The sequence below is a fragment of the Acetivibrio sp. MSJd-27 genome, assembly GCF_018918095.1.
Classification (GTDB): Bacteria; Bacillota; Clostridia; order UMGS1840; family HGM11507; genus HGM11507.
Genome location: NZ_JAHLPV010000019.1, coordinates 17,164 through 28,272, shown reverse-complemented (window position 1 = coordinate 28,272; position 11,109 = coordinate 17,164). Strand labels below are relative to the sequence as shown.

At 40.1% G+C, this 11,109-nt stretch carries 12 protein-coding genes and 1 tRNA gene; 2 read left to right on the top strand and 11 right to left on the bottom strand.

Annotated features, from left to right (window positions below; all coding sequences use genetic code 11):
• Positions 1–7 precede the first annotated feature (7 nt).
• The gene (locus tag KQI32_RS07880) at positions 8–1,138 is read right to left on the bottom strand and encodes a hypothetical protein (RefSeq protein WP_216424605.1); all 1,131 of its coding nucleotides are present in this window, start codon (positions 1,136–1,138) and stop codon (positions 8–10) included.
• Positions 1,139–1,352: 214 nt separating this feature from the next.
• On the opposite strand from KQI32_RS07880, the gene KQI32_RS07875 reads away from it, so the two are divergent.
• A complete protein-coding gene (locus tag KQI32_RS07875; RefSeq protein WP_216424604.1) occupies positions 1,353–1,541 on the top strand; it encodes a hypothetical protein in 189 nt (62 codons plus the stop codon).
• Between the two features lie 16 nt (positions 1,542–1,557).
• On the opposite strand, the gene KQI32_RS07870 is transcribed toward KQI32_RS07875, so the two are convergent.
• The 7 genes from KQI32_RS07870 to KQI32_RS07845 form a co-directional block, all read right to left on the bottom strand.
• The gene (locus KQI32_RS07870) at positions 1,558–2,211 is read right to left on the bottom strand and encodes a hypothetical protein (RefSeq protein WP_253291113.1); all 654 of its coding nucleotides are present in this window, start codon (positions 2,209–2,211) and stop codon (positions 1,558–1,560) included.
• A gap of 144 nt (positions 2,212–2,355) precedes the next feature.
• A tRNA-Pro gene (locus KQI32_RS07865) sits at positions 2,356–2,431 on the bottom strand.
• Between the two features lie 5 nt (positions 2,432–2,436).
• Entirely contained in the window at positions 2,437–2,562 is a 126-nt protein-coding gene (locus KQI32_RS13540) for a hypothetical protein (protein ID WP_256443646.1), read from the bottom strand.
• Positions 2,563–2,973: 411 nt separating this feature from the next.
• Positions 2,974–4,077, bottom strand: a complete 1,104-nt coding sequence (locus KQI32_RS07860) for an aldo/keto reductase (protein ID WP_216424602.1) — start codon at positions 4,075–4,077, stop codon at positions 2,974–2,976.
• Between the two features lie 113 nt (positions 4,078–4,190).
• The gene (locus KQI32_RS07855; protein ID WP_216424601.1) at positions 4,191–5,258 is read right to left on the bottom strand and encodes a hypothetical protein; all 1,068 of its coding nucleotides are present in this window, start codon (positions 5,256–5,258) and stop codon (positions 4,191–4,193) included.
• A gap of 459 nt (positions 5,259–5,717) precedes the next feature.
• Positions 5,718–5,942: a hypothetical protein gene (locus KQI32_RS07850; protein WP_216424600.1), complete on the bottom strand. Its 225-nt coding sequence runs from the start codon at positions 5,940–5,942 to the stop codon at positions 5,718–5,720.
• Between the two features lie 314 nt (positions 5,943–6,256).
• Positions 6,257–6,502 (bottom strand): permease of phosphate ABC transporter, encoded by a 246-nt coding sequence (locus tag KQI32_RS07845; protein WP_216424599.1) that lies wholly within the window; start codon positions 6,500–6,502, stop codon positions 6,257–6,259.
• Positions 6,503–6,872: 370 nt separating this feature from the next.
• Between KQI32_RS07845 and KQI32_RS07840 the strand changes: the two genes are divergently transcribed.
• Positions 6,873–8,102 (top strand): S-layer homology domain-containing protein, encoded by a 1,230-nt coding sequence (locus tag KQI32_RS07840; RefSeq protein WP_216424598.1) that lies wholly within the window; start codon positions 6,873–6,875, stop codon positions 8,100–8,102.
• Between the two features lie 108 nt (positions 8,103–8,210).
• Here the strand turns inward: KQI32_RS07840 and KQI32_RS07835 are convergent, their stop codons facing one another.
• The 3 genes from KQI32_RS07835 to KQI32_RS07825 form a co-directional block, all read right to left on the bottom strand.
• Positions 8,211–8,483, bottom strand: coding sequence for an HU family DNA-binding protein (locus tag KQI32_RS07835; protein WP_216424597.1), 273 nt, complete (start codon positions 8,481–8,483; stop codon positions 8,211–8,213).
• Positions 8,484–8,515: 32 nt separating this feature from the next.
• Complete coding sequence (locus KQI32_RS07830; RefSeq protein WP_216424596.1) at positions 8,516–9,229, bottom strand: MazG family protein; 714 nt, start codon at positions 9,227–9,229, stop codon at positions 8,516–8,518.
• Positions 9,230–9,373: 144 nt separating this feature from the next.
• Positions 9,374–11,032 carry a polysaccharide biosynthesis protein gene (locus tag KQI32_RS07825; RefSeq protein WP_216424595.1) on the bottom strand — a complete coding sequence of 553 codons (1,659 nt, stop codon included), beginning with the start codon at positions 11,030–11,032 and terminating at the stop codon, positions 9,374–9,376.
• Positions 11,033–11,109: the final 77 nt, after the last annotated feature.

Here is an 11,109-nt window from a genome sequence, read left to right as displayed (position 1 = left end):
GTCTCTTTTACCCATTTATTTCACCAACCTTTTGATTTATTTTTCTTTTTATTGCGGCCAATGTAACGCATTTTACATTAGGTTGTTGTGTCAAAACTTTGTTTACCACGGAAGTGTAGTTGCTTTTATTAGCTGTATACTCCGTTGGAACAACATAATATCCGAATTTATAATTGCCAGCTGGGAAACCACCATCGTTTTTGATTTTTGCACACAAGGATATTGGGTTACGATAAGCTTTCGCATCAATCTCCCATATTTCTCCGTCATTAAAACGAATTTCTATGTCAAATCGATCCTTTTGCGGCCATAATGAGTATTCGAGGTTTTTCTTTTCACAGAACTTGGCTATGCTCATTTCAAGTTTACCAGGCTGTGCGAAATATCTCATAATGCCTTTTTTAAGTCTGTAAACCGGCTTCATAGACGCATCAATTTTCATTTCATCTATAATTGCTGGCATATGTTCTAAGCAATGCTCCGAAACACACGAATAGCCATAGATGCCTTCTGTCATTGTCCATCCACAAGCTGCACAAGTTGTATAGGTTCCTTCAAACAACTCGTATGCAAGATTAAAGGCTTCTTTGGCATTTGCGTTGTCTGCATATTCAAGTAAGAAAGCACGACGATCTTCTATAGTTATTATAGGATTTTGTATTATATATTTTCTGACCTTGCAGTAATCATCTTGAGATAACTGAATGATTTTTTCATAAAGGGCACGTTCATCAGTTCCCTCAATAATATTATTTTCTTGAGTGCTAAGGAATTCAACACATTCTTCTGTGGTGATATAAACATTGTTTTTACCACGATGATATGCAAATGGACCATAGGCATAAAAGGGTTGCAAATTTATCTCGTACTGCACGAGGGCCGCTTGATCCCAATCATCGAACCATTCACAGAGGGGTTTGCTTATATATTGAGTTAGAAACGAACTCTCGTCAGCATACTTAAAAGTGTTTTCTCCAAGGCGCCCCATCTCTAGGCACGCAGCCAAAAACATATTGATTCCTCTTTGTAGGTTTTTGCTGTAAGGATATCGATTCGGTGATTCCTTGAGGAGCTTTTCTTTTTCAACTAATCCGCTTGCTATGAAAGCAAGGGCTTTTTGTAAATGTACAGCGTTCATAATAACCTCCAGTAAAATAAAAAAGTACCTCTTGGTGTACAAGAGATACTTTACAATATCAAAAAGGAATAGAGCCCAAACATGGCACCTATATCGATAATTCTATTTTTCTCGTGTACATTTATATTTTATCACAAACAAATCCATTTGTCAATAGCGCGATACATGGAGTTAACAATAAACCCGCAATAAACAAAAAATGGAACAAAATGTAATGATTCGTTATGTAAGAGCCTATCAAACAGCAAACGGAAGAAATTCAACGTTTACGATGACAACTGTGAGCAAACCGAAAAAAGCTCGCGGAAATGATTGTGCAGGTCAAGGCGCAAATCAAGGCGGAAAAAGAGAAAATGACAGGGTGACCGAAAAAGTCACCCTGTCAAAATTTGAGGTGCTGTAGACAAAGAATACGGTCGCTAATTAAAATATTGATTATAAATTTGATTGACAGCTTCAACATAAACAATAAATGACGGATGATCTTTCTCTAACAGATGAGATAAATATAGATTTTTAAGATAAATATAGCGCTCTCTTACATCAAGCCATAAATCATTGATTTTGATTTGTTTTACCTTTTGCGCTATGTTGTGAGAGCTTGGAACCTCATTCCAAACATACTGGTCATTACCGTATTCCCAGACATTTTTATTATGAATCAACCTGCACAGTGTTCCATCAGAATTTTTGGCGACAATTGCAACATCAAAACTAAATTCAACTGCAGGTTCATCTTTGAAATGTAACAGAGCTGTCAAACATGAAGTTGAATCTTGTGATTCGGAAAAGCAAGTCAATCCTTCGGCTTTATCAAGCAAAATACGAACGGTATTTTTTAAATGACGCAGATCATTCCAATATTCGTCCGGAGCTTTAATTATTTCAAGGTTGTAGTCAAGGTCAAACGGTCCATTGCCGTTTCGTGTAACCATATTTCTTGCTCCACTGCCAACAAGAGTGAATTGGGCGTTAATGCATTTTTCTTTAAGCAAGGCACATGTCTTTTTTAAGACATGTGAACAGTCAGAGCGATACCTTTTGCATTCTGACTCATCGACAATTCTGTACATTTTATATTTCTCCTTTTCGCCCATGCCACCCATTCAACACTTTAGTGATAAATCGTTAAATTATATCAGAAAATTTTTATTTGTCAATACTCATTCTGAAAAAATAAGCGATTGCAGTAAAAAATACTGAAATCGCTTAAAAATTGGTCGGAGTGGCGAGGCTCAAACTCGCGGCCTCCGCATCCCAAATGCGGCGCGCTATCAACTGCGCTACACCCCGATAGTTTATTTAATTGTGGTCGTGTAAGTGGTCAAATCTGTGGTCAAACACATTTTTGACTGCTTTTTTTCATTTTCCAAACCGCCCAAAATCCGCACGGTTGAAGGGCTTTCGGCGGTTGTCGTTGTCATACAGTGCGAACACCGTCTATGCTCCCAAACCAAGCACTCTACCAAACTGAGCTACGCCTCGAAAAATCTTGCGCCTGTATTTTTTTCAGACGCAAAATATATTATACATACAAAAATAAGGTTTGTCAAGGATTTTTGAAAGCTTTTTTCGTATCAATAGAAGAAAAGCTCTTTCAGAAAACATGCGCTCGATACTCTTTTTTCACACAAAATCAAAAAGCCTTCTGTTTGGTTCCCGAACCATTTAGCTGCCTTTGCGAATCATTGTGTCAGTAGGATAGCACCGCTCTGATGTCCCTGTCCTCTTCAGGCAGTCAGGAACCTTTTCCTCTTTTTCAGCGAAAGTACATATTCTCCCGCTGCATCATTTCATAGCATAACAGGGAAACCCGCCTTATTATAAACAGTATTTTACGATAACTCGCCGATCGTTTCCCGGATTCTTTCGACAATCTGAATTTTCTGAGGACACTTCTTTTCACACTGCCGGCAGGCAACACACTGACCTGCTTTTTCAGCAAGCGGCTCAAATCTTTGTTTCGCCAGCTCTGTAAGTCCATATACTTTATGATAAATAAGTGCATTAAAGATGCTTGGAATTTCAATTCCTTTCGGACAAGGCATACAGTATTCACATCCTGTGCAATATAGATCCGCCATCTTCTTAAATTCATCGGATATTTTCAAAAGTGTTTCCTGCTTTTCCGGTGGGAAGGGCTGGAATGAATTTATACTTTCCACATTCTGTTCCAGCATTTCCAAAGAGCCCATACCGCTCAGTGCAACCGATACGTTCGGGTTAGACCAAACAAATTTCAAAGCGGTATCCGGCAAGCTGCCGCCATCACTTAACAAAAACTTCTCCAGCTTGGGTGTCGGCCGTTCCAGCCTTCCCCCGCCCACAGGGCCCATAATCACAACCCCCATCCCTTTGGAGGCTGCATAGTCAATACCCTCCTCATAAGATCGGTCAAGAAGATTATACTGACATAAAACGGTAGAAAAAATTCCAGTGTCAATCATTTCTTTCATCGTTTCAAGATTATCATGATAGGAAAAGGAGATATGACGGATCGTTCCCTCCTGTTTGCGCTTTATCATTTTATCCATCAGATGAAACCGAAGAATCTTATCTCTCCAATGCGACTGATTCACTGCATGAAAATGATAAAAATCAATATAATCCGTTTGCAGCCTTTTCAGTTGTTCATGAAGAATCCGGTCAAAATCCTCCGGCCCGTTCACATGCCACAGCGGCAATTTTGTTGACAAATAGATTTGCTTTCTATAAGGTTTCAGGGCTTCTCCCAAAGCTGCTTCACAATTTTCATGGCAATAGCCGTAGGCAGCGTCAAAATAATTGATCCCCAAATCAACTGCTTTTGAAATCATCTGTTTTGTTTTGGCCAAGTCAACCGACCATTTACCGTCCTTTTGTATTTCCGGCAGGCGCATACAACCAAACCCCAACGCAGATATAAGAATATTTAAATTACCAAATCTTCTGTATTGCATTATCTCACTTCCTCTATTTTTCTTAAAGTTCGGCAAGATTGAAACGTTCTAAGGTTGTTTCAATCTTATCATAGCTGTCCGAGAGATTTGCTTTCATATATGCCGAATATCTTTTATTTTATTATTTTATCACAACGCTGTTTCCATTTCAAGGCAAGATAACGATAAACTGCTATAACAAGAAGTAAAACACCAAAAACTCCAAAAAAGCTGTAAAGCTTTCCAACTAAAGTAGAGAATGGAAAGAAAGCGGTTCCGACAGCTGCCCCACAGCCCGCCAACATCACAGCAGACTGTTTGAACTGAAAACTTCCTGCCACTGCATAAACAAATCCATAGAAACAAGAAACAGCAGTGGTAATCATTGCAAAATATAGTGCAAGCCCATAAATAGATTCGCTGTATTTTGAAAGGGACGCAACGACGTGCAAAAAAGGAAGTTCATATAATTCAGGGCGGAATCCAGGAAGATTCAGGCAACCGATAATGATCAATCCAACCGGAAGCAGGAACAGAAAAGCCAGCAAAAAGCTCATAGCAGCCTGTCGATTGCTCAATTCAGTACCCGCAGAGGAAATGGAAATCGGTAAAACGCTAAACGCATTATAGCCGGCATACACAAAGGCAAACAGCAAAGGAGGGGTCAGATATTTCATATTGATTGACGCAAACACTTCGGTTCCCTTTCCGAAAAAAGCAGTTGTACCCAAAAATAGAATACAGATGATGATGACAGGTGTTAAAATACTATTCACAAAGAAAATTCCGCTTATTCCATAAAGCAGTGTGGCAAAACTGATGATAAGAATCACCGCAACGCCAAACCAGTAGGGCATATGAAAACTTTCCTCAAACAAAGCACCGGATCCGGATACCGTCACACAAAAACACGCAAGCAAAAACAAAACAGAAATCAAATAAGCGATCTGTCCGACTCTTCTGCCGAGCATAGAACAGAGGTACTCTTCATAAGAACGGATATGTAGTTCTTTATTATAGAAATAGCAACAAACACTGCCCAGTATGATAAGTCCACAGGAAAATGTGAAAAACCATTCGGGATATCCGGTATACTTAACAAAAAATGTATAGATCTCCTGCCCAGTGGCAAATCCAGCTCCGATAAGGGTGCCCACAAGCACAAAAGCCAGGGAAAAGCTTTTCCCTATTCCTCGTTTCATATTGATACTCCATTCCGCCCCATTCATGGCATGAAATTCTTCAGCTTTCCAGCCGTTTGTACCAATTATATGAATCAAAAATAGGTGAAAGAACGAAACGAATAAAATGTTTTTATTCTGAAAATACAAAATCGCTTTACTTGTTCAATAAGGGTTGTCCCGTCATTCAACGAGGACAAGGACACTGCACAGCAGTGCCGCACGAAGCGGGAGATTGTGCTCCCGCTTCATGCGGATATGGACCCCGCCGCCTAAAGAGGCGTGGGACATCTCGCCCACAGTTATTTTTTGAAACGCTGTATGCCGGGCAAAATCCCCTATTGAAAGGAAAAGCCGTGCCCCTGAAATTTTCTAGATTTCAAGAACCGGCTTTTTCTATCTCTGTATCCCCAATATAAAGATTGTTTCATTGCCCAGTATCGTATTAAAAAGAGCGGAACACAATCCATTTCTGTGATATCAGTCCATCAGTGACTCGTCATTTCGCTGCTCTTCTATATCACAGACAGGAACATGATCCTGATCCAGAATATGCTCTTCTTCATTGGGTTCTATAGGCTGTGTCATCAGTTCCACCTGCTTTTTGCTGATTTCACTGATTTTCTGGAGTTCTGCCAATATGGCGATACCAATCCCAGCTGTGAGCCCAATGCCCATCCATTTCAAAAAACTTCCTTTTTTCATGACGATCCTCCTTTGTATTTTCTCGACAGGTATTCGGATGCAAAACTTCGAATTATGCCAACAACCAAATATCTGCTTATTTTTGTGAACATAATTTTCAATAAGGGGTGTAGACGCGGAATGCAATGTTTCTGCAGGGACTGTACCACCACAGAAAAATGAAGTTCACCCCGCCGTTCAATCTTTATTTCGTTATAACCCCACTTTTATATTTCGTGCTTTCTGTAAGCGTTCAGGTACAAATCTTTGCCCAAGCGGAGGGGAAATATCCCCCGCTTAGCGCGGTTAAAATGTTTTTATGGCGGTTATTTCCTTTATAATCTTTCTTCGTTTCTTCGCCTTAATCCATCTATCAGTATGCGAAAAAATTTCGCCATCAAGGGAATATAAGTTGCTGTAAAAACTGCAGATGTCCCAATCAGAGCAGTTTTTTTATATTTTTTTGGCACAAGTAGGCCAACTGTCATTCCCAAAGCATACAAGCAAAACTTCAGAAAACTCATATCCCAAAGAGTCATATTCCTGATGTAATCTTTTGCTATGGCAAACAACTTTTTCATATTCCTCTCCGCCTTTCCGATTATTTTTCGCAAATAATCAATGAAATATGTATCATACCCTTTGGAAATATGATATGACTGACTTATCGTGATAAATATAGCAAAACAGCGTTGCCACAGTACTGCGATTCAATATTCTCCGAAACACAGAAATCTTTGATTTCATTTTGTTCTGTGAGGTTATCTAAAATGCAAAAAGCTTGACTTGCAAGCAATTGAAAAGATTCCTATCTTTTCAATTTGATTTTATTATACCATATTCCATGAAAAAAACAATCCTTTACAAAATATCCCTACATATTTTCTGGAACCTCCTCTTTATAGCAAGCGTCCAAAAATATATTTCACACTACACAGGAGGACTCCCATCATGCGATATAAAAGGAGCTTTTTTGCCGCTGCGGCAATATTGACACTTGCTGTCTCTATACCATCCCAAGCAGATACAACTCCAAAACTAGACTCTGTAAACCATCAGGCGTACATCACCGGTTCAAGCGGATATTTTCTGCCAGACGAAGAGCTTTCCCGCGCGGAAGCATCTGTTATCCTTTCCAGATTAATGGTAGATGAGTATGGAGCCCCTTCTTACTCAGAGACTACTTCCTATCCTCTTCCCTTTTCCGATATCTCGGAACAAGACTGGTTTGCACCCTATATTGGTTTTATGAACCAGCAAAACGTATTGAAAGGGTACGAAGACGGCACCTTCCATCCCGAAAAAGGGATCACTCGTGCTGAGTATACGGTACTGCTTTCCAGATTTACACAAGTAAACAATACTTCTACGATTCCTTTTCATGATGTGCCGTCCGGTTACTGGGCAGAAAAAGAAATCTCTTCTGCCGTACACAACGGCTATTTAAATGGATATAGAGACGGTTCCTTCCGTCCGGACAATATCGTGACCCGCGCGGAAGCAGTGACGATTCTTAACCGCATTTTAGGACGTACTCCTGACAAATCATTCATAGAAAGCAAAAAAATCAGCCGGATTTTTCGGGATCTCTCTGTATCCCATTGGGCATTTTATGAAATTTTTGAGGCCGCTGCTTCTCACAGGTATGAATATCTCAACGAAACAGAAAATTGGCTGGAGGTATGGGATATTCCGCAGTATTCGAGTGAGTTTGTCTCGGATAAATTTCATTTTATCCTTCCCGAACTAAAAACGGCCGCTGCACTTTACCCGCTGAATTTGAATAAAGTGGACAGCATTGCTCTGCATCATATGGAACATCCGACTGCCGGCTTCCGCGATATTGAAGCCTGGCATTTACAGCGCGGCTTTGATGCTATCGGGTACAATTTCTGGATTGATTTTGAAGGAAATGTCTACGTTGGGCGAGGATGGAACAAGGGTGCCGCCGTTGCAAATCAAAACGGGCATATCATAAGCATCGGATTTCAGGGTGATTTTGAAAACGTTAACACCTATATGCCACAGGCGCAATACCAGTCTGGTGTCCAGCTAATCCGTTGGATTCAGGAAAGAGTCCCCACCGCAATGAAAATAGGAGGACATGGAGATTTTGGTGCGACAGATTGTCCTGGAGAATTCTTTCCATTACAACAAATGATAAGGGATACGCAAAAATAATCTTCTGCTGAAAGAACAAAAAACTGCTTTGAAAGCAGATTTCTCCTGTTTTCAAAGCAGTTTTTCAAAAATAAAAGACTATCTAGAAAGACAGTCTTCTATTTTTCATTATTTAATTTCGTCTTTTAAAGCTTTACCTGCTTTGAAAACCGGAACTTTTGTCGCAGGAATAACGATTTCTTTTTTGGTCTGCGGATTTCTGCCTTTTCTTTCAGCTCTCTCTCTTACTTCGAAAGAACCAAAGCCAACCAATTGTACTTTATCGCCTTTTTTCAGAGCGTCTTTGATAGCATCGATAGTTGCGTTTAAAGCACCTTCCGCATCTTTCTTTGAAATTTCTGCCTGTGCAGCGATTGCAGCGATTAATTCAGATTTGTTCATGATTTTAACCCCTCCTGAAAATATAAATTTTTTTATTTTTCACATTTGCATGTGATATTTGAAAGCTCGTTTTCACAGACAAGAAGAAGCTTGTCCAAATAGTGATTCAGGCACATATCAGCAGAAATTTTATTTTCTTCTGCAGCTAAAATAAGTTCAAATAAAGCTACCCCTATGTCTGATTCCATATTTTTTTCTGTACAAAGCCTGTCCCTATTATCTAATATTTCATTTATTTTGTCAATACTTTCTTGTTCAAAAGTATGAATATTTCGCATTTTTTTCAGTTTTTCCACTATTTTTTGGCCCCGAAGCAGCGTCGAATAACTTTTTGAGATGGATTTGAGAACTTCTGCAGGTGTTTTCTTCTCACTGTTTTCATACTTTATTTGCTCCCAATTCTTAAGGACTTCCTCCGAATCGGCTACCGTTCTGCCAGAAAACACATGGGGATGACGTATAATCATCTTCTTGGCGATATGGTCAATGACATCTTGGATATCGAAAGTCCCCTTCTCTCTTCCAATCTGTGAGTGAAGCAGAACCTGCAAGAGCACATCTCCCAATTCATCCGCCATTTGCTCGTCCGTTCCGTGCTCCGCCGCGTCAATAAACTCATAGGATTCTTCAATCAAATATTTAAAAAGAGTTTCATGTGTCTGTTTTCTATCCCATGGACAGCCATTTTCACCGCGCAGCACAGCAATGATATCCACAAGTTCTTCAAAACTGTAATGTTCCTTCAACGAAATTCCTTCTTTCCTCTTTTGTTTTAGACAGGAAAAGCAGTATTTAAAAGCACTTTTAATGCTTTTGCCTCAACACCGCTGTTTTTGCATAAGAGAATGATACCCATATGATTTTAAGCAATAGCTGAATTTCTCTAATACTTATCCCAGCCATCGTCCCATTATTACTGCAAGCCTCTCCCCTTTCGGCATCAATTCCACGTCAGATTTGCGAAATGCCTTGAGTAAAAACATGGCAACTAGATAAACCACTCCCGCCGCACAGATTGCAAAAGCGGTGGAAATGATATTCGGAAAATAATTCATAAAAAATGAATAACTGAAACGAGCTGTAACAGCCATTGCTACCACAGATATCAGCGGCTTGAAAACTGTGTCCATAAAACCGTAATTTACCCGTAATGTATTGTGAATACACGCCAGGTTCAATAGAAGCGTTGTTGCATAGCATAGTGTTGTGCTGATCGGAGCACCCATGATATTGACTTCTGGGATACCGATCAAAATATAGTTTGCAATAACCTTGACAATACCACCAATAGCCATGTTGAACACCGGCATCCAAACTTTATCCAAAGCCTGCAAAACTGCATTTGTCACCATTGTGACACAGACCATTCCAATCGCCAGTCCAAGAAAAGACAGCAATCTGGTTCCATCTTGGTTATTGCAGAAAAAGGCGAGAAAAGGATTGGAAGGCAGAACCGAATTCATCGGCAAAATAAAATCGGTGTCCTTGTATAACAAATGTAAAATTGGACTCGCCAGTACAGCCAATCCAATACCCGCCGGAAAGGCAATCTGCCAGGAAATCCGGACAGCTGAACTGATCTGGTCTCTTGCCTGAATCCGATTCCGGTTTGCCATCGCCATAGAAACAGCCGGAACAATGCTGATGCTCATTCCGACGATAACAGTAGCCGGCAGATTAAATAAGGTAATCGCATAACCGGAATAGTATCCATACATCATTTTATATGCGGTATCAGAATAGCCTATCCCCGAAAGACGCCGCATGATCATCGCTGCATCTATCATATTTGTTAACGAAAAAACAGAGGAACCAATGGTGATGGGAACAGCAATCCATATAACGGTTTTCAAAATCTGTTTGAATTCTCCATTTTCAAAATGAACCGGGATTCGTTTCTGTTTTCTGCGGTATGACATATAATACAGGATTAGAAAGAAAGCACTGAACATCGATCCCGTGGTAACCCCGAGAATTCCACCCGATGCAGCAAAAGCAGCCCCTTTGGGAAGCAATGCCCCTGCTAAGGCCAGCCCCACAAATAATTTAAACAGTGCCTCAATGACTTCACTGATTGCAGTCGGATACATGTTCTGATATCCCTGAAAATAACCGCGGTAAACAGAGGCCAATGATACGAAGAGCAGACTGGGAGCCAATGCCATAATCGCAATATAATCCTCAGGAATTGCCATTACTTGAGCAAACCATCTGGCGCCCGCTAATAAAAGAAATGTGCCGAAAATGCCGATAACCAGCAAAATACAGAAAGCCACTCTCAGTATTTTCTGCACTTTTTCACGATTGCCAACCGCCGCATTTTTGGAGACAAGTTTTGAAATCGCCACAGGCAGTCCAGCAGTAGATATAACAAAAAGCACCAGATAGATACTATAAGATGCCTGGTAAACGGCCATTCCTTCCGGCTTAATCATATTCGCCAGAGGAATGCGGAACAGCGCTCCGATTAATTTAACAATAATATGTGAAAATGCAATAATCATCGCACCTGTGATAAAGCTTTTGTTTGCTGTATTTTTTTCTGTCAAATGTCATGCACCTCTTTATCTATTTCCATAATGTATGATAACTATAACGAATATAACGAAAAACAAGTTGATAACGC

Excerpts from the sequence above, each read along its gene's own strand:
- KQI32_RS07880 (WP_216424605.1), bottom strand. The coding sequence starts at position 1,138 with ATGAACGCTGTACATTTACAAAAAGCCCTTGCTTTCATAGCAAGCGGA.
- KQI32_RS07875 (WP_216424604.1), top strand. The coding sequence starts at position 1,353 with ATGATTCGTTATGTAAGAGCCTATCAAACAGCAAACGGAAGAAATTCA.
- KQI32_RS07870 (WP_253291113.1), bottom strand. The coding sequence starts at position 2,211 with ATGTACAGAATTGTCGATGAGTCAGAATGCAAAAGGTATCGCTCTGAC.
- KQI32_RS13540 (WP_256443646.1), bottom strand. The coding sequence starts at position 2,562 with ATGACAACGACAACCGCCGAAAGCCCTTCAACCGTGCGGATTTTGGGC.
- KQI32_RS07860 (WP_216424602.1), bottom strand. The coding sequence starts at position 4,077 with ATGCAATACAGAAGATTTGGTAATTTAAATATTCTTATATCTGCGTTG.
- KQI32_RS07855 (WP_216424601.1), bottom strand. The coding sequence starts at position 5,258 with ATGAAACGAGGAATAGGGAAAAGCTTTTCCCTGGCTTTTGTGCTTGTG.
- KQI32_RS07850 (WP_216424600.1), bottom strand. The coding sequence starts at position 5,942 with ATGAAAAAAGGAAGTTTTTTGAAATGGATGGGCATTGGGCTCACAGCT.
- KQI32_RS07845 (WP_216424599.1), bottom strand. The coding sequence starts at position 6,502 with ATGAAAAAGTTGTTTGCCATAGCAAAAGATTACATCAGGAATATGACT.
- KQI32_RS07840 (WP_216424598.1), top strand. The coding sequence starts at position 6,873 with ATGCGATATAAAAGGAGCTTTTTTGCCGCTGCGGCAATATTGACACTT.
- KQI32_RS07835 (WP_216424597.1), bottom strand. The coding sequence starts at position 8,483 with ATGAACAAATCTGAATTAATCGCTGCAATCGCTGCACAGGCAGAAATT.